Source organism: Mycobacterium sp. B14F4, from assembly GCF_039871645.1.
In the GTDB taxonomy this organism is placed as follows: domain Bacteria; phylum Actinomycetota; class Actinomycetes; order Mycobacteriales; family Mycobacteriaceae; genus Mycobacterium.
In genome coordinates this window covers 380,793-405,112 of record NZ_JBDPMF010000003.1, presented here as the reverse complement: position 1 = coordinate 405,112, position 24,320 = coordinate 380,793, and the positions used below count along the sequence as shown (strand labels likewise).

Sequence of the window (24,320 nt, the reverse complement as noted above, 5' to 3'; positions counted from 1 at the left end):
CCAGAGGAGCCTTAACGAAGCCTCAAACGGCGGGCTGGTACGTCGGCTCGCGGTGCTTGATGAACGCGATGACCCGATAGGTCACCGGCAGCACGACCACCTCCACCGCGGTCTTGTATATCCACCCCAACGCCACGTAGGTGAGAAAGTCGCGCCACGTGCTGATCCCGATAGCGGCGGCCGCGATGCTGCAGAACACCAGCGTGTCAGCGAACTCGCCCACCACCGTCGACCCGATCAGCCGCGCCCACAGCTGCTTTTCTCCGACCCGGGCCTTGATCCACACCAGCACGTACGCGTTGAGTGTCTGACCGACGATGAACCCGGCGAGCCCGGCGATGATCAGCTGCGTGAACGGTTTGACCACGGCTTCGAATGCCGCCTGGTTGGTGTAGAAGTCGGCGGGCGGCAGCACCGCGGTGAGCCAGAAGGTGAACGCCGCGAGGGCCTCCATCGCGAACGCGATGAAGATCGCCCGCCGCGTCGCGGCGAAACCGTACACCTCCGACAGCACGTCACCGATCACGTAGGTCAACGGGAAGACGAGGAAACCGCCGTCGGTGATCAGCGACCAGTCGCCGACGATCGGGCCGAACGCGATGCCCTTGGTCGCCGCCACGTTGGAGATCAGCACCAGCCCGGTGAACACCGCGACCAACGTCGGATAGTAGGCCGATCCGGTGGTGGCGAACCCGCGGTGCTCTTTCTCCAGGGTGGCAGTCACCCCGCCATCTTCTCAGGCCAGCGCTTGCGCGATGCGTGCCGGCAGTCGGTCGGCCACGACCGGATAGGACAGCGGCGAGGCGAACACGATCGCACCCGCGAGTTCCTTGCCCGCGAACAGGTTGCGCTTGCCCGACTGCGCGATCTTCGGATCGGCCAACAGGGCCGCCTGCTCCTCGTCGCTCTCGGTGGCCCAGATCAACAGTTCGGCATCGGCCAGGCCGGCGGCGACGGCGAACCCCATCTGCGTCAGGAAGTCGCTGCGCCACGGCGGCGTCAGCTGTTGCGGCTCGCCGCCGTCCATGCGGCCGGCCAACAGCAGCACCTTCGTACCGGCGAACGCGGGGTTCGCCTCGGCGACGGCGGTGAACTTCGCCTCGACCGAGGCGATCAGAGCCCGCATCTCGTCGTGTTTGAACACCGCCTGCCCGATCGTGCTCGCCTGGTCCTTCCACGGTTCGAAGAACGCGTCGCGGCCGGACTGGGCGACCGTCGGGGCGATCGCCGAGAGCTTCGTGTAGGTGTCCTGGTCGAGCCCGGCGTTGGTGGCGACGATCAGGTCGGGCCGCAGCGCCGCGATCTGGTCGACGGGGACGCCGTCGGCGAGGTTTAGCACGGTGGGCTGGGCACCGCCGAGTTTCGGCTGCGCCCAGGGCCATACGGCGAACGGTTCGCCGCCGAACCAGTCGGTGACGGCGATCGGGACCACGCCGAGTGCCAGCAGGTCGTCCTGTCCGGTCAGGCCCGCGCTGACCACCCGGGTGGGCGGCGCGGGGATTCTGGTCTCGCCGAAGACGTGCATGACGGTCACCGATCCGTCGTCGGCGACGGTGCCCGGCTTGTCCGAACCGCAGCCCGCGGCGACGAGCGCGGCGCCCGCGGTCATCGTCAGAAAGGCTCGCCGGGACAGCCGAGTGGGCACCCGCCGAGCCTAACCATCCCTGGGCGAAATCAGGTTCCGGTACGGAAAACGCCGCAATCGCGTGTCACGACCAGGATCTCGCGGGCGCGATGGACTACAGGATGACGTTAGTCGATTCGATCGGCGGCGCCTCGCCCGACGAGGTGAGCACATCGCCACGGTTGACGTCGCTCTTGACGACGCCCTTGAACAGCACGCCGACGTTCTCGCCCGCCGTCGCCTCGTCGAGTTGCTTGCGGAACTTCTCGATCGCGTCGACCGTGACCCCGAGCCCACCGTTGATGTGCACGGTGTCGCCGACGTGCAGCGTGCCGGTCTCGACGCGGCCGGTGACCACCACGCCGCGGTTGCGGATGACGAAGACGTCGTCGACGGCCATCCGGAACATCAGGAGTGCGCCAACTTCTTGTTGCCCAGCCGGTTCAACCAGCCGGGCGAGAATCGCGAGCTCGCGGCGAGCACCTTGGCCTTCTCAACCACCCGCAAGCGCACTCGGTGCACAGCGCGGCGCGTCGGCGACTGTTCGGTGGGGGCAGCATGCGCGAGTCGCATGTTGATCAACCGGGTGAGCCAGACGGGGGAGAACCGTGACCCGGTTGCGAGCACCTTGGTCTGCCAGCCGACCGGGAAGTGCACCTGGTGCATGGCGCGGCGCAGCCATGACGGCTCGGTGGCCTTCACGACGGCGTCGGCGATGTCCTGGGCGGTCAGCCGGATGCCGAGCGAATCGGTTGTGCCGGTCTTGATGTTGTCGGTCATGGCGGTCTGCACGTACAGCGGCCACATGGCGATGACGCGGACGCCGTGGCGGTTCCACTCGATGTCGAGTGCCTCGGTGATGCCGCGGACGAAGAACTTGGAGGCGCTGTAGTTGGCCAGTTCGGCCTGCCCGTAGATCGCCGAGGCGGAGGCGAGGTTGACGACGACCGAATCCGGCGTCTTGCGCAGGTAGGGAAACGCTGCGTACAGACCGTTCACCACGCCCTTGGCGTTGATGTCGATCTCCTTGAAATGCCCGGCCAGGTCCATCTCCTCGAACCGGCCTGCGCGCAGGATGCCCGCGTTGTTGATCATCACGTCGAGCCGGTCACCGGCGGCTGTGGCGAACTCGCGGATGCGCTCGGCCATCTCGTCGGGATCGGTGACATCGAGATGACCGGTGTAGGCGGTGGCGCCGAGCTGCTGGATGTCGTCGGCCAGCGTCTTGAGCCCGACCTCGTCGATGTCGAAGCCGCCCACGACGTACCCGTTGCGGGCGAAGGTCAGGGCGGTGGCGCGGCCGATTCCGGCGGCGGCTCCGGTGATGAAGACGGCTTTGTTGTTGGGCATACGTCATCATTGCCCACGTCGGCGGCTGGGCAATCAAAGTCGGTGATTACGGCGCGCTGAAAGGCATCCCGGCTTCGATGAAGTCGAGGGCGCGGTACATGTCGTCCTCGGCCGACCCCTCGGCCCGATCGATCACCGCTATCAGTGCGCCGGTGAGCGCCCCGTAGAACGCCTTGGCCTCGAAATCGTCCAGGTTGCGGCGCAACCGGCCGTTCTCCGTTGCCACAAGGCGCCCGATCGAGCGGCGGTAGGCGTCGAACTGGGCTGCCTTGAGCTCGGGAACCGAGAACACCACACGTTGTCTGGAGCGCTCGAATGCCCAGTCGCTCTCCGAGACGGTGGCTGCGGTGATCTGCAGAGCGCTGCGGAACGCGGCGAATGACGAAAGGCTCGCGGGTTGTCGGGCGAGCACGGCGAGGAACAGGCGTTGCAGATCGTCGGCCATCAGCACGGCCTCTTTGGTGGGAAAGTACCGGAAGAACGTGCTGGGCGAGATGTCGGACGCCTCGGCAATCTGCTCGATGGTCGTGTTGGCGTACCCGTCGGCCCCGATCAGCCGCATGGCCTCGCGCCGAATCGTGTCGCGGGTCCTGATCTTCTTGCGGTCGCGAAGACCCAGTCCGTCCTGTGTGCCCCCCATGGCCGAATTGTGTCAGGCAAACACCAGCGACACGCCGAGAGTCACCATCGTGACGGCGATCAGCCCGTCGAGGATGCGCCACGTCATCGGCGTGGCGAAGAGTCCGGCGAGTCGTCGGGCGCCGAGTCCGAGGCTGAAGAACCACACCGCGCTCGCTGTCACCGCACCGATCCCGAACAGCCATCGTTGGTCACGGTGTTCGTTGGCCAGCGCGCCGAGCAACACCACGGTGTCGAGATAGACGTGCGGATTGAGCCAGGTCAGCGCCAGGCAGGTGACCAACACCTCGAGCAGTCGCGCCGGGGCCTTCTCCGACGGGGTCAGCGCCGACGGCCGCCAGGCGCGCCGCGCCGCCAGCATCCCGTAGCCGACGAGGAACGCGGCGCCGCCGAATTTGGCGACCGCGACCGCGCCCGGGTGTGCGGCGATGAGCACACCGAAACCCGCGATGCCCGCAGCGATCAGGACGACGTCGGAGATCGTGCACACCGCGGCGACCGCCAGCACGTGCTCACCGCGGATGCCCTGGCGCAGCACGAACGCGTTCTGCGCGCCGATGGCGGCGATCAGCATGAACGACGCCAGGAAGCCGACGAACAACGGGGAACTCATGGCCTCGACGGTAGGCACTGCCGACGATGCAGTACAGCTAATGATTCTGAAGAAGCATAAGCGGCGCTAAAGGTCTCTGTACCGCGCTCCGGCCGGCTGTCCCGGTTCTGGCAGCGCCTGTGTCGTCACGGCTGTTCAGCCTCGCTAATGATTCTCAGAACCAATTAGCATCCCTGATGTGCAGATCGACGGCCAACAGCTTGCCGCGTTCGCGGCGGTGATCGGACAAGGATCGTTCGACGCGGCGGCCGCCACGCTGCATGTCACGCCGTCGGCGATCAGCCAGCGCATCAAGGCCCTCGAACAGCGAGTGGGCCAGGTGTTGGTGGTGCGGGGCAGGCCGTGTGCGACGACGCCGGCCGGCGCGCCGTTGTTGCGACTGGCGGCGCAGATGGCGTTGCTGGAGGCCGAGGCGTTGACCGAGATGGGCGGCGGAACCGGCGGCGCACCGCGAATTGCGGTGGCGGTCAACGCCGATTCGATGGCGACCTGGTTCACGGCGGTGTTCGACGCGCTGGACGGCGTGCGTTTCGACATCCGCATCGAGGACCAGGACCACTCCGCCCGGTTGCTGCGCGAAGGCGTGGTGATGGGTGCGGTGACGACCGAACGTACCCCGGTGTCGGGGTGCCTGGTGCGGCCGCTCGGCGTGATGCGCTACGTCCCGGTGGCCAGCCCGGGATATGTCGCGCGGTACCTGCCGGACGGGTTCACCGCCCCGGCGGTGGCGCGGGCGCCGTCGCTGGCGTGGAACCGCGACGATGCCTTGCAGGACATGTTGGTGCGCAGGGTGTTTCGGCGTGACATCGACCGACCGCAGCACTTCGTGCCGACTGCCGAGGGTTTCGGTGCGGCGGTGCAGGCGGGATTGGGGTGGGGGATGTATCCCGAGACGCTGGCGGCCGGTCGCCTGGAGGACGGGTCCTTCGCCAGGATCGCGCGGGCGCACCTTGACGTGCCGCTGTTCTGGCAGTGCTGGAAGATCGACAGCCCGATGGTCAACGCGATCACCGACGCGGTCAGGGCGGCCGCCTCGGCCCTACGGCGGCGCAGCTAACACCGGTGGACCGGCTGCGGCGATGACGCTCCTGCGCCGGGACGTGGCGCTAGGGTGGCCTCATGTCGACCACCGCGGGCGTTGGCGCGGATGCCCGCAGGAGGCCCAAGGACCGCAAGCAACAGATCGCGAGGGCTTCGGCGGAGGCCTTCAGTGAGCTCGGCTACCACGCTGTCAGCATGGAGGACATCGCCTCGCGGGTCGGGGTGACCGCGGCGTCGCTGTATCGGCACTACGCAGGCAAGTACGAGCTGTTCCGTGCCGCCGTCCTCGGCCTCGGTGAGCAGCTGGTCTCCTGCACCGACTTCGTCGACGACGTCGCGGGCAGTCCCGCCGGCGAACTGTGGGACGCCATCGTCGACGCGCTCATCGAGACCACGCTGCGCAACAGGTCCAGCGGCGGCCTCTACCGCTGGGAGGGCCGCTATCTGCGTCCCGAGGACCAGTCGCTGCTCAACGAGCAGATCAAGCTGGTGAACCGCCGGCTGCAGCGCCCGCTTCGCGAACTGCGCCCCGGCCTGCAGAGCAGGAAGCGATGGATCCTGTCGTCGGCGGTGCTCAGCGTGATCGGCAGCATCACCGATCACCGTGCCAAACTTCCGACCGACGACCTGCGAATGTCATTGGCGCGCATGGCACGCGACATCCGAAACGCCGAACTGCCGGACGAGACCGCCGACACGACGCCGCTGCGCGCATTGCCGATCAGCGCCGCAGGGGACTACGAGCAGATCCTGCACACCGCCATGGTGCTATTCAACGAGCGTGGTTATCGCGAGACCGGGATGGACGACATCGCCGCGGCGACCGGACTGCCGCTGTCGAGCATCTACCGCTTCTTCACGGGCAAGGGCGCGATCCTCGCGTCGGTGTACCGGCGGGCCGCCGATCGGGTGTCGGGGGACCTGGCGTTGATCCTCTCCACCACCGCCGATCCCCGTGAAGTGGTGGCGCGGTTGATCGACGCGTATATCTGGCGGTCCTTCGTCGACCCCGAACTGGCCTACGTCTACTACGCCGAGCGCGTCAACGTCCCTGCCGAGGATCGATTGGCGCTGCACAACATTCAACGCGCGACCGTCGAGGCCTGGGTTCAGCAGGTGGTCGGCGCGCGGCCGGGGATGCCGGCAGCGGAAGCGCGGTTCGCCGTGCACGCGGCCTTCGCGCTCGTGGTCGACCTGGGGAGGCTGGCGCGCTACGAGAACACCGAGTCGTCGCGGCTGATCGTCGGCCGGCTCTTGAGAGTGATTCTCCTGGGAGAAGATTCGGCGAACAACCCGCGACGGCGACGCGCACCCAGGCGGTAGCTAGCTGTGTTCGGTCGTCAGGTACTCGAGCAGGCCGGTGATCTCCAGGATGCGGTTCAGATGCGGCGGCCGGTGGTCGAGGTGCATGTTGACGCCGGCCTCGGCGCTGCGGCGGTGGAGGAGCAACAGCGCGGAGAGTCCCGCCGAGTCGCAGAACGTGAGGTCGCTGAAGTCGAGGTGCAGATCGCGTCCACCGGGCCGCGCGGCCAGCAACTGGGACGCCGCGTCGACCAATTCATCGGCGGTCGCGTAATCGAGGTCACCGGCGACGTGCAGACGCGACGACGAGGCTGTGGAGTCGATGCTCACTGTGAAGTTCATGCTGTCGGTGTGGGGTCGAAGGACATTTGGTTGAGAGAATCGTGCGCGGCGTGCAGCATGCGCTGCGCGCGTGGAAGATTCTGCAGCTGAGCGGCCAAGAGATCCAGTGCCGGATGAAGCGACGCCGCAGGTACTCGGCGGGCCTCGAGGATGCTGGCCGTCCAGGTGATGAAATTGGTGAACAACTCGTCGTCGTCGGTGTAGATCGCCGTCGCGAGGAAATCGACAATATAGGCGATGTCCTCGGTCGTGTGCTGGCGCTGGAGGTCGGTGTAGGTGCGCATCGCGGGGAAGAGGTCCGCAAGGTCGTCGACGGTGGCCTTGACCAACTGCGCGGCTCTCGCGGTGATCAGCGGGTACTCCTGGTCAGCCAGATGGGGAAGGTCGCCGCGTGGGTGGTCGCTGCTGAAGCGCATCGCGAATCCCCGGCTCAGGCGTTCCGCGGCGGCACGGGCATCAGGTGCCCACGCGTCGGCACCCAGTAGGTGGGCGTAGCGGCCGTCGGTGCCGAATGCCGCACCGCCGGCGAGGACGCGCACGCCTGCGGACTGACAGGCGGCGATCGCCGCGTGCGCAGTGGGCAGCAGGGTCGGAATGGAGCAGGACACCGCGACGGCGTCGGGTCCGTGCTGGTGCAGGTGGGCGATCAGGTGGGGGGTCGGCACATGCGCCCCGAGGAAATCGACGTCCCAGCCGCGTAACCGCAGCACTTCGGCGAGCAGCCGGGCAGGCAGGGCGTGCCATTCCCCGTCGACACACGCGACGGTCACCCGTCCCATGTCCGCGGAACGTCGACAGGCCGGATGGTGCGACAAGAGCGCGATCACGTGGTCGTTGATCGCGGTGGCGGCGTGCTCCTGGGCGACGGTGATCCGGTTCGCGGCCCATTCGGTGCCGACCCGGTGTTGCACGTGCGCGATGACGTCGAGCAGCACGTCCTCGGGCGTCACGGCCGCATCCACGGCCCCGCAGACGGTGGCCGCCGCGGCGTACTCGTCGCGGTCGATGACCGCTGCCCACAACCGCTCCCTCAAGGCCTGCAGGTCGGGGGTGACAGCCGGAGTGCTGGTGTCAGGAGTGCTCACGTCGGGTACCAACCCGCGGGTTGTCCACCGGCAGCGGTCGAGCGGTTTCCGCGTGGGGCCGTCATGGCCACTACCGCCATGTCGTCGTGCGGGCGGCCGTTCACCCACTGCGCGGAAACCATCATGATCCGCTCCGCCACGGCTTCGGCGGGCAATCCCGAACACTGTTCGAGGGCGGCCGACAGGCGCTCGTCGCCGAAGATGTCGTCGCCCAGAGGCCCGCCGCGCGCCTCCGTCACGCCGTCGGTGTAGAGCAGGCACGTTTCGCCTGGGTCCAGCGAGGTCTCGAACGATTGCGCCGTGAATTGTGGCAACACGCCGACCAGTGTGCCGTGCGTGTCGGCCCGTTCCACCCTGCCGTCGTTGCGCAGGATGAACGGTGCAGGGTGCCCGGCGCACGTCAGTCGCAGCATGAACGCGCCGTCGCGCTGCCAGACAGAGGCCAGTACCAGGGTGGCGAAGCGGGTGCCGTCAGGACCCAACAGTGCTCTGTTGAGCAGTCGTAGAACGCATTCGTGATTGCCGGCCAGCGGTGCCAGCGCCTGCAACGTGTTGCGGATCTTGCCGGTCTGCACAGCCGCCTCGAGGCCCTTGCCGCAGACGTCACCGAGTACGACCAGCGACTCGTCTTCCGGCCTGTTCGCGGGATGGGCGTCGTAGAAGTCGCCGCCGACAAGCTCGTGGTCCTCGGAAGCCCGGTAGCCGCCTGCGAGTTCCAACCCGTGCAGCCGGTTGAACCGGGGCGGAAGCAGTTCGCGCATCAGTGTGCGGGTGAGCGACGACTGCTCGGCGAACAGTCGCGCCGCGGACAGGGCCGCACCGGCGCGCGCCGCGAACGACCGGACGAACAGTTCCTCACCTCCATCGAACTCGGAACGCGAGTCGCGCCGCAGCAGCACCAGCGCACCCGCCGCTACGCCGTGTCCCGGCAGCGGTGTGATCACCGCCGACCCGACTGGGCCGGCGAAATGCTCGGGGATAAGCCAGTCCGGCAACGCCGCAGGGTCGATCCAACGAGGGGGCACCGGAGGGAAGCAGCGAAGCGCCTCGCCGAGGCCGGCCACATCAGTCGGGTCGGCGTCGACTCGGCGCTGTTCAACCGCGCCGTTGGAGCCACTGCAGACAATGAGCGCTCGGCGTCCGCTCGGGGGCGCGACCACCACCGCAGCCTCGGCGAGACGCCGGGCGGCCAAGTGCGCGGCGGCCTCCATGCAGCGGTCGTAATTCAGCGACGCCATCAGCACGGCGGATGCTCCGTCCAGAAACGTCGCGCGCTCCCGTTCGCGGGCCAGATCCGACTCGATGTCATGCAGTGAGCGACCGACGTCCTCGATCAGCCACCACGCCACCCGATCACCGGGCAACGCAGTGGGGTGTGCGGTGAACTCGCGCCCGCCCACGATGCCCGAAGTCTTCGGCGGCTGCGGTCCGGGTCGGACGAAATCGTCGTGCGCACGCGAGAGCCACGGCGGCGCGAACTGCCGCAGCGGGCAGCCCGTCGCAGCGCCCGGGAGTACGGATCGCGCCGACTCGCTCAGCCCTGTCACGACTCCCGCTCGACTGACCACTAGCACAGGGTGAGGCACAGAAGTCCATGTGACGTCAGGACCGGCCTCGAAGCCCATGCAAGCCTCCTCATGAGTCGGCGTCCAGGATCCGCACCGACCACGGTTTTCAGCCGAACTTGCGAGAGGTACCACCGGTCACTATTCCCCACGAGTGCGATCGCCACAACGTTCGGAGGTCGAACCGCAATGCGAGGCCGCGTGCCGTGCAGGTCAGCCCCGCAGCGTCGTCGACGGCGCCCGTCCGTAGGTGCGGCGGTACAGCGCGGAGAACCGGCGCAGGTACTCCATCGGCGAGGTGTCGAGGCAGCGCCGGAAGGTGTACTGCAAGGTGCGCGCGGTGACGTGGACGGCGGCGCGGTCGGCGGCGTCGGGGTTCAGCGCGGCGTTCGTGGGCAGGGTGGCGATGACCATCGACGCCAGGAACGACGCGGTCGAGGCGGCGACGAGCGGGGACGTCTCGGTATCCTCGCGTGCACCGCGGCACGCACGAAGTCGATCGCGGCGTCGAGTTGACGGGCCGCCCTGCTCGACCGCGGCCGGTGGCCGAGTAGCCGAACGGGCTCGTCGGAGCGGCCCGAGGCCGGTGACGCGACGCGGTGAGCAAGTGGGGTCGAACATGGTCACGTCATATGTGGCCGCGAAGACCCGTCCCGAATACGGGAGTTCCGGCGGCGAGACGAGGGCCACGTCGCCGGGGGAGAACACGTCTTCGGCGCCGCCGGCGATCGCGACTTCGACCCGGCCGTCGTGGACGCGGCCCAGACACACCTGGCCGAGGGGATTGGCGTCGTAGGACATGTCGTAGGTGAACTGCAGTTCGTCGAAGCTGATGTCGCCGAGCCACTTTCGGGTGATCCGCGTCGACGACTGTTCGCCTTCGCGGCCGATCGACATCTTGGGGTATGCCGAGCCGGGGATCATGGCACCTCGCGTCTTCCGCAAGATAATCGGCGGGGCACGGGCTCCACCCCAGATGGCTCAGACTTCACCGTGTCCCTAGAAGGCGATGACGCCGCGGATGTTGCGTCCGGCCCGGAGATCCTTCATCGCCTCGTTGATGTCGTCGAGCTTGTACTTCTGGGTGACGAGTTCGTCGAGCTTGAGGATGCCGGCTTCGTACATCGACAACAGTTTCGGCATCGCGTCTCGGGGGTTCATCTCGCCGTAGAGCACCCCTTTGAGCGTCTTACAGGAGCTGACCATGTCGGGCAGGATCAGCGGGACCATCATGTCGCTGACCTTGGCCATGCCGGTGAGGACACAGGTACCGCCCTTGCGCAGTAGCGCCATTGCCACCATCACGAGATCGGGCGGCACCACACCCGGCGTCAGCACGACGCGGTCGGCCATGACGCCCCAGGTGATCTTCTTGACGAGGTCCAGTGCGGCACCGGCGTCGACGGCCGTGTGCGTCGCACCGAACGTGGGCGCGGTCTCGCGCTTGAACTCGTTGGGGTCCACGGCCACGATGTGTTTGGCTCCGGCGACTTTCGCGCCCTGCACGGCGTTCATGCCGATGCCGCCGACGCCGACGACGACGACGGTGTCGCCGGGCTCGGTGCCCGCGGCCACCGATCCGGAGCCGAAACCGGTTGTCACGCCACACGAAACGAGCGACGCTGCCTCCAGCGGAATCCAATCGTGGATCTTGACCAGTGACCGCTCGGATGCGACGACGTACTCGGAGAACGTGCCGACCTGCATCATGGCCATCAGGTCCTCGTCGCCGAGATGACGGCGCCGGGTCCCGTCGGTGGTCATGGCCTTGTTGTAGATGTCGGTACCGACGTCGCAGAGATAGGTGTGTCCGGTCGCGCACCAGCGGCAGTTGCCGCATGCCGGAAGAAACGAGATGGCAACGTGGTCACCGGGTTTGAGGGTCTTGACCTCGGGTCCGACCTCCTCGACGACACCCGAGCCCTCGTGTCCGCCGAGCATGGGAAACCATTCGGGCGCCGGCACGCCGGAGGCCCGCATCATCTCCTCCATCTCGGCACTCGGCACGCTGTCGCCGGTGTAGAAGTGCTCGTCGGAGTGGCAGATGCCGGCGTAGGCCATCTTGACCAGCACCTCGCCGGCGCGGGGCGGGTCCAGTTCGACGTCGGCGACCTCCCAGTCGACGCCGACCCCGCGCAACACCGCCGCCTTGGATTTCAACGGGCCTCCGTAAGCAGCTCAGGCGTCGGCCGTACGACGCGGACGGGCCGTCCGCTCGTCGGCCAGTCCGCGCACGAGGAATGCGCGGACGAAGTCTGCGACCGCGTCATCGTCGCGCATGTCGACGGTAGGAGAGGGAGTACTGAAGAGCGAGAACATTATTCGTGCGATCCACTCACTTGCCGCCCCGACGTGGAGATCCCTGCGCACCTCGCCCGTGACTCGGCCCGCGGCGAGATACGGCGCGACGAAATCGGCGCACTCCTGCAGCAGCACCGCCGAGTCGCGTGTGAGCAGTACGGTGACTTCCTCCTCGTCGAAGTATTTTTCGCCTTCGACCACCCGGCGTGCCTGCGTGACGAACACGCACGCGTTGACCAGCTTGTCCTCCATGGATTCGCCGCGGTTCACGACCTTGGCCATGTTGCGGTAGAACCGCTGCGACGCCGCCTCGGCGCACGCCTCGACAATCGCGGCCTTGTCCTTGAAGTACTCGTAGATGGTGCTGCGCGACACATCGGACTTGCGGGCGATGTCGACGATGGTGGTCTTGCGTAGCCCGTAGGTACGGAAGCAGGCGAATGCGCCCGCGATGATCGCCTCGCGGGTCTCGGTCGCAGTCGCCTGCGTCATGGCAACGACCATAAGCCACTACACCGGTGCGAGAATCAGTCCGCTGGTGGGCACGCCGGTGCCAGATGTGACCAGCACGTGTTCGACGTCGTCCACCTGGTTGTACGACGTACCACGGATCTGCCGGACGCCCTCGGTGATGCCATTCATCCCGTGGATGTACGCCTCACCGAGCAGCCCACCGTTCGTGTTGATCGGCAGTGAACCGCCAACCGACAATTCGTCGACGGAGACGAAATCCTTGGCTTCGCCGCGTCCGCAGAAGCCGAGTTCCTCCAGTTGGGTGAACACGAACGGGGTGAAGTGGTCATAGAGGAACGCCGTGGTGATGTCGGAAGGCGTCAAACCCGAGTCGCGCCAGAGCTTGTCACCGACGACACCCATCTCCGGGAGCCCGGCGATGTCCTCGCGGTAATAGCTCGTCATCACCTCACCGTCGTAGGCAGCGCCCTGCGCCGCCGCAGTGATCACCGCCGGCGCCTTGGCCAGGTCTCGTGCCCGCTCGGCACTGGTGACGACGATCGCTACCCCGCCGTCGCTCTCCTGGCAGCAATCGAGCAACCGAAGCACCGGTTCGATGATCCACCGCGAGTTCTGGTGATCCGCCAGGGTGATCGGCCGCTCGTAGAACCAGGCGTCCGGATTGTTCGCGGCGTGTTTGCGGTCGATCACCGAGATCTTGCCGAAATCCTCGTTCGTCGCGCCGTAGGTGGACATGTACCGCTGCGCGTGCAGCGCGACCCAACCCGCCGGTGTCATGAGCCCGAACGGCGCGTACGGGGCCAGCCATAACGGAAGTGCGGTCGGCTGGCGCCCTGCGCCGCCGAACCGGAACCCGGACCGCTCGTTGAAGGCGCGGTAGCACACCACGACCTCGGCCACCCCGGTCGCGACCGCCATCGCGGCCTGCAGCACGGTCCCGGCCGCTGCGCCGCCGCCGTGCGGAACGCGGGTGAAGAACGTCAGATTGCCGATGCCCACGTTGCGGGCGACCTCGATCTCCTCGTTCTCGTCGACGGTGAAGGTCACCATGCCGTCCACATCGGCGGGTTTCAGGCCCGCGTCGTCCACCGCGGCCTTGACCGCCTCGCAGGCCAGTTGCATCTCGCTGCGGCCCGATTCTTTGGAGAACTCGGTCTGGCCGATGCCGACGATCGCGGCTCTCCCGCCGATGCCGGTCACGCGCTCGCCCCGTCGAGGAAGCTGAGCACCGCGGTGCCCGAGACGTGGTCGCCGAGGCTGTTGGTGCCCTTGAACGTCACCTCGGCGAGGCCTTCGGAGTCGGCGGAAGCCTTGCGGGTCACGCTCCCGGTGAAGGTCAGCGGGTCGTTCGGATACGCCGGTACACCGAGCCGGATCGACAGCTTCTTCACCATCGCCTCCGGGCCGGCCCAGTCGTGCAGGAACTTCACACACAGCCCGTTCGTGGTGAGGATGTTGAGGAAGATGTCCGTCGAGCCTTGCGAATTAGCGAAGTCACGGTCGTGGTGGACGGGCATGTAGTCCCGCGACGCGATGGCACCCGCGACGATCAGGGTCGTGGTGACCGGGACCTCCATCGGCGTGACGGCGTCGCCGAGGGTGATCGATTCCCACGCCAGGGTCTGGGTGCGGCTGACGGTCGAGGTCATCGGATTCCTTCCCGATAGGTGCTGCCGAGGCGGGCCAGCTGCTCCGACGCCGACCCGAGTGATAGTTCGATCTGCTTGGCCCACAGGAAATATCGCGACAACGGGTAGGTGATGTCGATACCCATGCCGCCGTGCACCTGTTGTGCGGTGGCCGCCACGCGAGCTCCCGCCTCAGCGGCCCAGAACTTTGCGATGGCCGCTTCCCGCTCGACGGGACGTCCTACGGCGACGAGCCAGGCCGCATGCCAGGCGGTCCACCGAATCGCCTCGACGTCGATGAACGCGTCCGCCATCCGCTGCTGTACTGCCTGAAAGGATCCGATCGGCCTGCCGAACTGCTCGCGCTCCGAGGTGTAGGACGCCGCGATCCGCAGCGCCCGCTCGGTTACGCCCAATTGCATGGCGGCCAAACCGATCAGCGCCCGCAAGCGCAGCGACGTGACGGCGTCCGGACCCGCCTCGAGCCGATGCCCGGCGCGCACCACCGCGCCGTCGAGTGCCACGTCGGCGTACGGCTCACCGTTGGTGACCGTCACCGGTCGCACGTCGACACCCCGTGAATCGAGGTCGAGCAGGTACAACCCGGCAGTGCCGTCGGCCGTGGCGCTCACCACCATCGCATCGGCGAGTTGCCCGGCCGGTACCAGTTGCTTGGAGCCGTCCAGTCGCCAGCCGCCACCGTCGCGCCGTGCCATCGTCCGCGGGCGGCAAGGGTCGGATCGCCCGGACTCCGCGATGCCTGCGGTCAGGATGCGGGTCCCGGCGACGACGCCGGGCAGGTACTCCTGCCGAATCGTCGAATCACCGTGGCGGGCAATGCTGTCCGCGCCAAGCAGCAGCGTCGCGTAGGCGGGCACCGGCGCCACGCTCCAGCCCACCTCGACGAGCAGCATAGCCAGCTCCAGGAAGCTGCCGCCCGTCCCGCCGACCGAGTCGGGCAGGGCGATGCCGAGCAGGTCGGCGGAGGCGAGCTCAGCCCAGAGTGCGGCGTCGTGCCGGGTGCCGTCGTCCTCCAGCGACGTCAGGTGCTCGGGGGTGGTCCGGTGCTCGAACAACTGACGGGCGACCTTGCCGACCGCCACTTGTTCCTCGGTGAAGGTGAAGTCCATCTGTGCGCCTACAGGGCCGCCGGACGGAACTGGTGCAGGACCAGGCCGTCGTCGTTGAACGCTTGGTAACGCACCTCGACCGCCATGCCGACCTTGACGTCGGCGGGGTCGATGTCGCGCAGGTTCGACACCATCCGGACGCCCTCCTCCAAGTCGACCAGGACGACGATGTAGGGATATTCGAAGAACGGCAGCGGCGGATACTGTGGCATCACATAGCTGTAAACCGCTCCCCGCCCGGCTGATTCGACGGCGTCCCAGTTCAGCGACTGGCAACGTGCGCACATCGGCCGGGGTGGGACGCGCAGCGTCTTGCAGTCACTGCAGCACTGGATCAGTAGTTTGTGCTGCCGCAGCCCGTCGTAGAAGAACTGGTTGTCGCGGTTCATCGTCGGTGCGAGGCGGTTGCCCATCAGCTGCCCGTCCTGAATCGAAGCGTGCAGAACCGCTGACGGCCGACGACCTCATCGTTCTGGTCGCGGTACGTGGTGATCCATGTGACGAAGAAACCGTTGCCCATCGCGGTCTTCTTCTCGTCGGAGATCGTCTCGAACACCGTCTCGGCGGTTATCTCGTCACCGACGCGCGGATAGCGCTCGATCTCGAACTCCGAGTTCGTCGCCACGATCCCGGTGTAACCGGCTTCGGCCAGGAACTGCAACGGGTTGCTCTCGATCTCGACCGGGACGCCGCCGCGTTCGTGAATGCCTTCGAGCTTCGGCGGCGCCATGGTCCAGCTCTGCAGCATCACCGGCGGCGATACGACCCCGCCGTAGCGGGATCGCGCCGCCCACTCGGGGTCCAGGTACGCGGGGTTCATATCCGAGAGCGCGTACGCCCAGTGGCGGATCATGGCCGCATTGACCGGATCCGGCGCCTTGACGGGCTGGCCGGCGCTGATGGGCTGCCCGATCAGCGCGTCCAGGCGTTTGCGCAGTTCGTCTTTCGTCATCACGGTCACGGATGCCCTCTCTACTTGGCGCCGGCTCGCAGGTCGCGAGGCGCCCGCGGCATGCCCAGGCCTGCCATCGCGATGATGTCGCGCTGCAGCTCGTTCGCGCCGCCACCGAAGGTGTTGATCACGGCGAGCCGGTACGCGTGCTCGAGCTCACCCTGTAGGGGCGCGGCGCTGCCGTTGCGGGTGCCGTCCTGGCCGAGCACTTCCAGCAGCTCCCTGGCGACCTGCTGCGTCAGCTCGGTGCCAAACACCTTTGCGGCGGAAGCTTCTCCCATCCCGAGACCACCGGCGGTCATGGCGGCGTTCACCCGGAGATTCAGCAACCGATAGGCGGCCACCTGAGCCTCGACGCGTGCGAGCGACTGCTGAACCCATGGTCGATCGATGACGAAACCGTCGTCGAGAACCGTTGTCGTTGCCCACCTGAGCGCCTTATCGAACAACGGTTCCAGCGCGCCAAGGTTGCCGAGCGCGGCCCGCTCCAGGTTGAGCTGGTTGGTGATCAGCGTCCAACCTTCGTTCTCGCCGAGCACGATGGCATCGGCCGGCACGCGGACGTCGTCGTAGAACGTGTAGTACGTCGACACCCCGGGCATGGTGTGCAAGGGCTTCCACGAGAAGCCCGGCGAACGGGTCGGAACGATGAACAGCGTGATGCCCTTGTGCTTCTTGGCGTCGGGGTCGGTGCGTGCCGCCAGCCAGATGTAGTCGGCGTACTCGGCTCCGCTGGTGAACATCTTCGATCCGTTGATCACGTACTCGTCGCCGTCGCGCACCGCCGTCGTCCGCAGAGAGGCGAGATCGCTGCCCGCACCTGGTTCGGAATAGCCGATGGCGAATTCGACGGTGCCTTTGAGAATCGCGGGCAGGAACCGGTTCTTCTGCTCCTCGGTGCCGAACTGCATGAGAGTCGGCCCCACGGTGTTGAGGGTGATCATCGGCAGGGGTGCGCTCGCTCGCCGGGCCTCTTCGGCGAAGATGTACTGCTCCAGCGCACTGAGCCCGCCGCCGCCGTACTCCGTCGGCCACGCGACTCCCAACAGACCGGCCTCACCGAGGGCACGTCTGCACTCGGCGACCGCCGCGCCGCCTTCCATCTGGCCTGAAACAGCCGCCCGCCGTTCGGGAGTCATGACCGCTTCCAGTCGCTCGCGGTACTCCTTGCGGAGCTGTTCCTGTTCGGGGGTGTAGTCGAAGTCCATCAGCCCCCCGCTCCGAGCAGCACGGGCATCCGCTTCACGCCGGGCACCATCGTGGCGCGCAGACGGGTGACGTCGCCCGCGAGTTCGATGCTCGGATAGGCGCCGAGCAGGATCTCGAACAAGATTCGGGCCTCCAAACGCGCGAGTTGCGCTCCCAGACAGGCGTGTTCACCGCAGCCGAAGGCGATGTGCGGGTTCGGGTTACGGGTGATGTCGAAGTTCTCGGCGGTTGGCCCGAAGATCTCCTCGTCGCGGTTGGCCGCACCGTAGAGCATGACGACGGTGTCGCCCTTCTTGATCAGCTGTCCGCGGATCTCGACGTCCTCGGTGGCCTTGCGGGCCATGTGCGTGACGGGGCTGGTGTAGCGCAGCATCTCCTCGACGGCACTGGTGAGCAGTGCCGGATCCGCGCGCAGCATGGCGAACTGCTGGGGATGCTCGATGAGGCACAGGGTGCCGAGTGCGATGAGGTTGCGGGTCGTCTCGTTGCCCGCCACCAGCAGCAGGAACGAAAAGTTCAGCAGGTCCGCGTCGCTGAGGCGCTCGCCGTCGACCTCGGCGGAGGCCAGGATGCTCAGCAGGTCGGTTCCTCCCGCGATCTCACCCGAGCGCCTGGCCGCGATGAGCTTCGTGAAGTACTCGTAGAGTTGCCCGAGAGCCACGCTGTGATCGAGTTCGATGTCGGGGTCGGCGGTGCCGACGGCCGCATCCGACCACGCGCGGAACTGCTCCCAATCGTCCGGTGGTGCCCCGAGCATCTCGGCGATCAGCCGGGTCGGCAGCGGGGCGGCCACCTGCTCGGCGAATTCGAGAGGTCCGGACACATCGAGGCCGTCGAGGATGCCCTGGACGATCTGTCGGATCTTCGGCTCCAGCAACGTCACCTGCCGACGGGTGAAACCCGAGTTGATGAGCTTGCGCAGCTGTCGGTGCCGCGGCGGGTCGGTGAAGATCAGGTTGCCCTCCTGCACCGGTTCGGGCTGGGTTGGGTCCGGGATCGTGATGCCGCTGGTGGACGAGAACAAGTGCGGGTGCCCGGAGACGAACCGGATGTCGTCGTACTTCAGCAGCGCCCAGAAGTCGGTGACGTCGTTCCAGACGATCGGCGAGGCGGCCCGAAGGTCGCGGTACGCCGGATACGGGTCACCCGCGTAGAAATCTGGCGAATGCAGGGGGACCGTCGTCTGCACACAAGCCTCCCTGAATTCGGTCGATACCGGACATATTTGGCGTAAATGTCCGATACTGTTGTCTACCGGATGTGCTGGTGCAGTGTCAACGCCGGTCTGGTCAGCTAGCGCTTGACGGGTGTGGCCTACATCGGCACATACTGTGTCGAAATGTCGGACCCCATAGCGAGGATCGCCATGACCGAGTCGCCTGCCCTCGTCGACACGTACGGACACTTCATCGACGGCCGGTGGGTCGAGCCAGACGGCGGGCGGTACGAAGACGTCGACCCGGCGACGGAAGACGTCATCGCCACCGCGCCCGACGCCGGCGTCGAGCAGGTGGCCACCTCGATCGATGCGGGGCGCCGCGCGTTCGACTCGGGTGTCTGGTCCGGCCTCGCACCAGCGGAGCGCGCTGGCTGCCTGCAGCAACTCGGAACGGCGTTGCTCGAACGGGCCGACGACTTCTACGCGTTGGCACAGCGGGAGTGGGGGTGCTCAGCAAACGAGCGGATGTTCCATGTCGAAGGGCCCGCAATGATGGTGAGCCACGCCGGCGAGCTTGCCGTCGAACCTGTCGAACAACCCATTGACGCGTGGGGAGCGGCAGGCACCACGCTGTTGCGCTACGAACCGCTCGGCGTCGTCGCGGTGCTGACGCCGTGGAATTTCCCGCACACGCTCAACGTGATGAAACTCGGCAGCGCGCTGGCCGCGGGCAACACCGTAGTGCTCAAGCCGTCGCCGCTGACGCCATTGGCGGGTTTGGCGCTGGCGCGAATCATCGACGAACACACCGACATTCCGCCCGGGGTGGTCAACGTGGTGACGCCGTCCGGCACTGCGGCGAGCAAGCTGCTGACCACCGATCCGCGGATCGACATGGTCAGCTTCACCGGTAGCTCGGCGGTCGGACGGGAGGTGATGGCGGGTGCGGCCACAGGTATGAAGCGCATCCTGCTCGAGTGCGGCGGCAAGTCGGCCAGCGTCTTCCTCGACGACCTCGACGTCACCGACGAACTGCTGGAACGCGTGCTGTTCGAGAGCCTGACGATGCACGCGGGCCAGGCGTGCATCCTCAACAGCAGGCTGCTGCTACCCGACTCACTGCACGACGACGTCGTCGACAGGCTCGGGAAGCTGGCCCGAGGCGTCAAGGTGGGTAACACAATTGACGCGACCGTGCAGATGGGGCCGCTGATCAGCCGGGCTCACCGCGACCGGGTCGAAGGATTCGTGATGCAGGCCGTGCGCGACGGTGCGACGGTGGTGGCCGGCGGCCGCAGACCCGAGGACCTCGACCGTGGGTTCTTCTACGAACCGACCGTCCTCGCCGGGGTGGCGGCGAACGCCCGGATCGCCCAGGAGGAGGTGTTCGGTCCCGTGCTGACAGTATTGCGATATTGCGACGACGACGACGCCGTCCGCATCGCGAACGACACCCAGTACGGCCTCGGCGGCGCCATTTGGGGCGTCGACGTCGAACGCGCCGTGAGACTGGCTCGCCGCATCCGCACCGGACAGATCTCCATCAACGGCACGGTCGCCGGTGATGCACCGTTCGGCGGCTTCAAGCAGAGCGGCATCGGCCGCGAGGGTGGCCTAATCGGCCTGCACGCGTACATGGAACCCAAGGCGATCGGCGTTCCCGCGTGACCGGCGCACTGGCCGGCGTCCGTGTGGTCGAACTCGGCACCGAGATCACCGCCCCGTACTGCACCAAGCTCCTCGCCGACCTGGGCGCGCAGGTGTACAAGATCGAGTCGCCCGGCGGCGACCCGCTGCGGAGCTGGGGACCGTTTCCCGGTGGCGTGGCCGACCCGAATCGCAGCGGCCTCTTCGAGTACCTCAATGCCGGGAAGCGGAGCCGCACAATGGATCTGGAGCGCCCCGGCGACGTCACGAAGGCGCACGAGCTGATCGCCACGGCCGATATCGTAGTGGAGAACCTGGCTGCGAGCTCCCCGGACCGTCGTGAGTGGGGGCTCGACGCCGAGAGCATCGCCGGGATCAACCCGAATGTGGTGATCGTGCGGATCTCCGACTTCGGCCAGGACAGCCCGATGCGCGACCGGCAGACGACGCCGTTGACGCTGCAGGCGGCATCGGGCTGGGTGAACTGCCGCGAGTTCGGCCGTGCACCCGTCCAGGCGGGCGGCCGTATCCCCGAGTACGTCGCCGGCAGCTACGCGGCCCTCGGTGCACTGACGGGGTTGCGCACCGCGGCGGGCGTCTCGGGCCGGCCGGTCGAGGTGGACGTGTCGACGTTCGAGTCATTGCTGTGCACCCTGCCCTACCCGATGCTGATGGCCGAACGGCTGAAAAGCATGGGACTGCCGACGAATGCGAGAGCCGCGCCCATGCTCGGCATCGTGCGCGCCGCGGACGGCTGGGTCGGTATCAATTGCCTCACCGGACAGCACTGGCTCGATGTGTGCGCGATGGTCGGGTTGCCCGAGTTCGGTGAGGACCAGTTGGCGATCATGCTCGGCGGCCCGCAGCGAGACGAATTCTTCGCCAAGGTGCAGCCGTGGCTGGACGGCCAACGGGTCTCCGACATCGTCGAATTGAGTCAGGCGATGCGGATCCCCGCCGCTCCCGTCAATGACGGCGCTTCGATCCTGGCCTGCCCGCAGTACCAGGCTCGTGGCTTCTTCATCGACGGCGGTGGTACGGGATGGCGGTTCCAGCGGCCCGGTGCACCGTTCCGGCTGTCCAAAACACAATCTACGGCAGCGGATTCCGCCCCGCGCAACCCCGCGGTCGATCCCGCGCTGCCCCTCGGCGAGTTGAGGGTCCTGGACCTCAGCACGTTCTGGGCCGGTGCGTATCTCACGTGCTACCTCGGCGCGTTCGGAGCGGACGTCATCAAGGTCGAGTCGATCCAACGCCCCGACGGTCACCGCTTCTCGGGTGCGCTCATTCGCCAGGGCGACGACTGGTACGAGCGCGGTCCGCTGTGGCAGGGCACCAATCTCAACAAGCGCGACCTGACGCTTGACCTGAACTCCGAACGCGGACGCGAGATTGCACTGCGACTGGCCGCCGACGCCGACATCGTGGTCGAGAACTTCTCCCCCCGGGTGGTCGAACAGTTCGGGCTCGACTACGGATCATTGGTTCAGATCAACCCCGACGTGATCATGGTGCGGATGCCGGGCTTCGGCCTCGAAGGTCCCTGGCGCGACTATGTCGGATGGGCGCTCAACATCGAACAGCTGGCCGGAATATCCGCCGTCACCGGCTATCCCGACGGCCCGCCCTGCAATCTGCAGGGCCCCGCCGATCCCATCGCCGGAGTGCATGCGGGTGTCGCACTGCTGGCGGCGTTGCGACATCGTGAGCGCACCGGTGAGGGACAGCTGATCGAAGTCGCCCAGATCGAAGCGGGTGCCGCGGTCACCGCGGAGCCCGTCATCGAGTTCTCGCTGACCGGTGCCGTCGCATCGCGTGAAGGCAACCGCCACCGGGGGTATTCCCAGGGCGTCTATCCCACGAGCGGTGAGGACGACTGGTTGGCGCTGTCGGTTCGCGACGACGGCGACTGGGCGGCACTGGCCGAGTCGATGGGCGCGAACGAGTTGCGCGACGACCCGCGGTTCGCCACTGCCGCCGCGCGCCTGGCGAACCACGACGCCTTCGACGCGGTGGTGGCGCGGTGGACGTCGACGATGACCGCCGAGAACGCCACCGAAGCGCTTGCCACGCTGGGTGTCCCAGCCGAGCGGGTCATGACCGCCGACCGGATGTACGAGATCCCCCAACTCGATGTCCGTGGCTTCTACCAGGAGCTTGAACACCCCATCACCGGGTCGACGAGGTACCCGGGTTGGCCGATGCTGATCAGCCCGGGACCCGCCGCGCATCACCGGCTGCCACCGCCCACGCTCGGCCAACACAATGCAGAGATCCTCGGGCAGTTGGGTCTGTCAGGCGAGGAGTTGGCCGGGCTGGAAGCCGATCAGATCATCGGCCAACGCATTCCGAACTGCTGAGCGTCACTGCGCGTCGCGCGGCTCGTCGAACCGCACGCTGACACGCTGAAAACCCTTGACACGCTCGGCTTTCGCCCTGCGAGTGTAGGTCTTGCGGTCGGCAGAAGTGAGGTCGACGTCGTCGGTGAAAGGCGTCAGCAGCGCCCGCGGGTAGAGCTTGTCGACCCGTACGACGTTGAGCTCCGCGCAAAGCACCAGCGTCACCGAGACCAGGTACAGGAACGCCAGCAGGCCCAGCACCAGCGCGAAGACGCTGTTGGTGGCGCTCGTCGACCTGACCGTATGGGCGACGAAGGTCGCGCCGAACCACTGCAGGAGTTGCCAGACCACCGCGGCCGTGAGCGCACCGGGCAGCACCTCGCGGTAGGTGAGGGGCCGAGTGGTCGTCACGCGGAACACCACCAGACAGATCGCGGCGTTGATCGCCACCGTGGCGACGACGACACCCACCTTGCCGAACCAGCCGAGGCCGGCGGTGGCGTGGCCCGCCGCCGACAGGACGGTCGCCGCGATCGCCGCCGACCCGAGCACCAACAGCAACAGCAGGCTGCGCAACCGGGACCGGATCGGGTCGGGCCGGTTGTGACGGGGCACCGCCCAGACCGAGTCCATCGCGTTCTGCAGGGCCTGGCCGACCTTCATACCGCCGTAGAGGGCGCCCGCGATGCCGACGACGAAACCCACGGCGCCACCGCTGAGTTGCTCCGGCCGCTGCAGCTGGCCGCCGATGACCGGGAACTGGCTCGTCGTTGCCTGCACCACCTGCTGCTGCAGGTCCGGATGGCCCACCAACACCACGCTCAGCACCGTCGTCATCAACAACAGCAGCGGGAACAGGGAGACGAACGCGTAATAGGTGATCAGCGCGGCCAGATACCCGCCCTGGTCGTCGAGGTACTTGTAGACCACGGCGATGGCGAAGCCCACGCGGCGGCGGCGTCGCTGCAGTCTGTCCAGCCAACTCGTCATGGCTTGGCCGGGGCCTCGGCCTCGGCGATGGCCTGCGCGACAACGGGATTGGTGAGCAGCACCTGGTCCATGACCGCGGTGGTCAGGCTGCGGACCGCCAGCAGCGCAGCCACCCACGCGGGCGCGCTGACGCGTGGTGCGCGTCGCTCGATCCCCGACAGCACGGCCGCGGCGGCGTCCCCGACGGTCATCGGCGCGGTGATGAATCCGGGCACCACCTTGCGGATCGCCGCGGCGTGGTCGTCGGCGAACACCTCGGTCGCCAGATCGGTGTCGATGAAGCCGAGGTAGGCGATGCCCGCCGTCGCCCCGTGCCGGGCCAACTCCACCCGCAGGGTCCTGGCGAGCTGCTCGACGCCCGCCTTGCTGACGGCGTACGGCGCGGCGAGCACGCCGTTGAAGAAGGCATAGATCGAGCCGACGAACATGAGGTGGCCGCGACGTTCGGTCACGCTGGGCAGGGTGGCCCGCGCCGTGCGCCACTGCCCGAGCAGGTCGACCTCCACGGTGCGTTCGAAGTCCTCCGGCGTCATCGTCGCGACCGTGCGCGACGGCGGGGCGATGCCGGCGTTGGCCACCACCACGTCGATCCCGCCGAAGGTCTCGACCGCGCCGGCCGCGGCCCGCTGCAACGCTTCGGCGTCGGTGACGTCGGCGCAGAAGGCCGCCGCCCCCTCACCAAGCTCGTCGGCGAGGTCCTGCAACGGTGCCAGCCGGCGTCCCACCAGGGCGACCCGCGCCCCGCGGGCGTGGGCCTGCCGGGCGATTTCGGCTCCCAGCCCGCGGGCGGCGCCGGTGATGAACATGACGCTGCCGTCGAGCTCGAGCCGGCGACGGGAGACCAGCGCGCGGCCGACGAACGGCAGGGCGCCGACGGCCCTCAGCGCGGTGCCGCGCACCAGCCGAACCGTGTCGCCGATCACCGGAGCC

At 67.4% G+C, this 24,320-nt stretch carries 24 protein-coding genes and 1 pseudogene; 4 read left to right on the top strand and 21 right to left on the bottom strand.

Annotated elements, in window-relative coordinates:
- Nucleotides 1-22: 22 nt before the first annotated feature.
- From ABGB19_RS11805 to lysE, 6 genes and pseudogenes are all read right to left on the bottom strand, one after another.
- A complete protein-coding gene (locus ABGB19_RS11805) occupies nt 23-724 on the bottom strand; it encodes a queuosine precursor transporter (protein WP_347686122.1) in 702 nt (233 codons plus the stop codon).
- Nucleotides 725-736: 12 nt separating this feature from the next.
- On the bottom strand, nt 737-1,645 hold the full coding sequence (locus ABGB19_RS11800; RefSeq protein WP_347686121.1) for an ABC transporter substrate-binding protein: 909 nt from the start codon (nt 1,643-1,645) through the stop codon (nt 737-739).
- Between the two features lie 94 nt (nt 1,646-1,739).
- Entirely contained in the window at nt 1,740-2,033 is a 294-nt protein-coding gene (locus ABGB19_RS11795; protein ID WP_347686120.1) for an EF-Tu/IF-2/RF-3 family GTPase, read from the bottom strand.
- Nucleotides 2,034-2,179: 146 nt separating this feature from the next.
- Nucleotides 2,180-2,974: pseudogene (locus ABGB19_RS11790) on the bottom strand (SDR family oxidoreductase); the annotation flags it as partial.
- A 46-nt stretch (nt 2,975-3,020) separates the two neighbouring features.
- Nucleotides 3,021-3,614: a TetR family transcriptional regulator gene (locus ABGB19_RS11785; RefSeq protein ID WP_347686119.1), complete on the bottom strand. Its 594-nt coding sequence runs from the start codon at nt 3,612-3,614 to the stop codon at nt 3,021-3,023.
- 12 nt (nt 3,615-3,626) lie between these two features.
- On the bottom strand, nt 3,627-4,226 hold the full coding sequence (gene lysE / locus ABGB19_RS11780) for an L-lysine exporter (protein WP_347686118.1): 600 nt from the start codon (nt 4,224-4,226) through the stop codon (nt 3,627-3,629).
- A 169-nt stretch (nt 4,227-4,395) separates the two neighbouring features.
- On the opposite strand from lysE, the gene ABGB19_RS11775 reads away from it, so the two are divergent.
- Nucleotides 4,396-5,283 carry a LysR family transcriptional regulator ArgP gene (locus tag ABGB19_RS11775; RefSeq protein WP_347686245.1) on the top strand — a complete coding sequence of 296 codons (888 nt, stop codon included), beginning with the start codon at nt 4,396-4,398 and terminating at the stop codon, nt 5,281-5,283.
- A 62-nt stretch (nt 5,284-5,345) separates the two neighbouring features.
- Entirely contained in the window at nt 5,346-6,590 is a 1,245-nt protein-coding gene (locus ABGB19_RS11770; protein ID WP_347686117.1) for a TetR/AcrR family transcriptional regulator, read from the top strand.
- On the opposite strand, the gene ABGB19_RS11765 is transcribed toward ABGB19_RS11770, so the two are convergent.
- The 13 genes from ABGB19_RS11765 to ABGB19_RS11705 all read right to left on the bottom strand — a co-directional run bounded on the left by ABGB19_RS11765 (nt 6,591) and on the right by ABGB19_RS11705 (nt 18,426).
- Nucleotides 6,591-6,911 carry an STAS domain-containing protein gene (locus ABGB19_RS11765; protein ID WP_347686116.1) on the bottom strand — a complete coding sequence of 107 codons (321 nt, stop codon included), beginning with the start codon at nt 6,909-6,911 and terminating at the stop codon, nt 6,591-6,593.
- On the bottom strand, nt 6,908-7,996 hold the full coding sequence (locus ABGB19_RS11760; protein WP_347686115.1) for a cobalamin B12-binding domain-containing protein: 1,089 nt from the start codon (nt 7,994-7,996) through the stop codon (nt 6,908-6,910). Before ABGB19_RS11760 ends, ABGB19_RS11765 begins: the two co-directional genes overlap by 4 nt.
- Nucleotides 7,993-9,621, bottom strand: coding sequence for a PP2C family protein-serine/threonine phosphatase (locus ABGB19_RS11755; RefSeq protein ID WP_347686114.1), 1,629 nt, complete (start codon nt 9,619-9,621; stop codon nt 7,993-7,995). Before ABGB19_RS11755 ends, ABGB19_RS11760 begins: the two co-directional genes overlap by 4 nt.
- A 153-nt stretch (nt 9,622-9,774) precedes the next feature.
- On the bottom strand, nt 9,775-10,485 hold the full coding sequence (locus tag ABGB19_RS11750) for an AraC family transcriptional regulator (protein ID WP_347686113.1): 711 nt from the start codon (nt 10,483-10,485) through the stop codon (nt 9,775-9,777).
- Between the two features lie 75 nt (nt 10,486-10,560).
- Complete coding sequence (locus ABGB19_RS11745) at nt 10,561-11,721, bottom strand: NDMA-dependent alcohol dehydrogenase (RefSeq protein WP_347686112.1); 1,161 nt, start codon at nt 11,719-11,721, stop codon at nt 10,561-10,563.
- A gap of 18 nt (nt 11,722-11,739) precedes the next feature.
- Nucleotides 11,740-12,354, bottom strand: a complete 615-nt coding sequence (locus ABGB19_RS11740; protein ID WP_347686111.1) for a TetR/AcrR family transcriptional regulator — start codon at nt 12,352-12,354, stop codon at nt 11,740-11,742.
- 18 nt (nt 12,355-12,372) lie between these two features.
- A complete protein-coding gene (locus tag ABGB19_RS11735) occupies nt 12,373-13,536 on the bottom strand; it encodes a lipid-transfer protein (protein WP_347686110.1) in 1,164 nt (387 codons plus the stop codon).
- Nucleotides 13,533-13,985 carry a MaoC family dehydratase gene (locus ABGB19_RS11730; RefSeq protein WP_347686109.1) on the bottom strand — a complete coding sequence of 151 codons (453 nt, stop codon included), beginning with the start codon at nt 13,983-13,985 and terminating at the stop codon, nt 13,533-13,535. Before ABGB19_RS11730 ends, ABGB19_RS11735 begins: the two co-directional genes overlap by 4 nt.
- Nucleotides 13,982-15,094, bottom strand: coding sequence for an acyl-CoA dehydrogenase family protein (locus tag ABGB19_RS11725; RefSeq protein ID WP_347686108.1), 1,113 nt, complete (start codon nt 15,092-15,094; stop codon nt 13,982-13,984). The genes ABGB19_RS11730 and ABGB19_RS11725 overlap by 4 nt, the downstream gene beginning before the upstream one ends.
- A gap of 8 nt (nt 15,095-15,102) precedes the next feature.
- Nucleotides 15,103-15,507 carry a Zn-ribbon domain-containing OB-fold protein gene (locus ABGB19_RS11720; RefSeq protein ID WP_347686107.1) on the bottom strand — a complete coding sequence of 135 codons (405 nt, stop codon included), beginning with the start codon at nt 15,505-15,507 and terminating at the stop codon, nt 15,103-15,105.
- Nucleotides 15,507-16,046 (bottom strand): MaoC family dehydratase N-terminal domain-containing protein, encoded by a 540-nt coding sequence (locus ABGB19_RS11715; RefSeq protein ID WP_347686244.1) that lies wholly within the window; start codon nt 16,044-16,046, stop codon nt 15,507-15,509. The genes ABGB19_RS11720 and ABGB19_RS11715 overlap by 1 nt, the downstream gene beginning before the upstream one ends.
- A gap of 20 nt (nt 16,047-16,066) precedes the next feature.
- Nucleotides 16,067-17,254, bottom strand: coding sequence for an acyl-CoA dehydrogenase family protein (locus ABGB19_RS11710; RefSeq protein WP_347686106.1), 1,188 nt, complete (start codon nt 17,252-17,254; stop codon nt 16,067-16,069).
- Entirely contained in the window at nt 17,254-18,426 is a 1,173-nt protein-coding gene (locus ABGB19_RS11705) for a cytochrome P450 (protein WP_347686243.1), read from the bottom strand. The genes ABGB19_RS11710 and ABGB19_RS11705 overlap by 1 nt, the downstream gene beginning before the upstream one ends.
- Nucleotides 18,427-18,621: 195 nt before the next feature.
- Here ABGB19_RS11705 and ABGB19_RS11700 point away from each other — a divergent pair, with 195 nt between their 5' ends.
- Both ABGB19_RS11700 and ABGB19_RS11695 read left to right on the top strand, forming a co-directional pair.
- Nucleotides 18,622-20,082, top strand: a complete 1,461-nt coding sequence (locus ABGB19_RS11700; protein WP_347686105.1) for an aldehyde dehydrogenase family protein — start codon at nt 18,622-18,624, stop codon at nt 20,080-20,082.
- Nucleotides 20,079-22,421, top strand: coding sequence for a CoA transferase (locus tag ABGB19_RS11695; protein WP_347686104.1), 2,343 nt, complete (start codon nt 20,079-20,081; stop codon nt 22,419-22,421). The genes ABGB19_RS11700 and ABGB19_RS11695 overlap by 4 nt, the downstream gene beginning before the upstream one ends.
- Nucleotides 22,422-22,424: 3 nt before the next feature.
- On the opposite strand, the gene ABGB19_RS11690 is transcribed toward ABGB19_RS11695, so the two are convergent.
- Nucleotides 22,425-23,390, bottom strand: a complete 966-nt coding sequence (locus tag ABGB19_RS11690) for a YihY/virulence factor BrkB family protein (protein ID WP_347686103.1) — start codon at nt 23,388-23,390, stop codon at nt 22,425-22,427.
- Nucleotides 23,387-24,313, bottom strand: coding sequence for a short-chain dehydrogenase/reductase (locus ABGB19_RS11685; RefSeq protein ID WP_347686102.1), 927 nt, complete (start codon nt 24,311-24,313; stop codon nt 23,387-23,389). Before ABGB19_RS11685 ends, ABGB19_RS11690 begins: the two co-directional genes overlap by 4 nt.
- Nucleotides 24,314-24,320 lie beyond the last annotated feature (7 nt).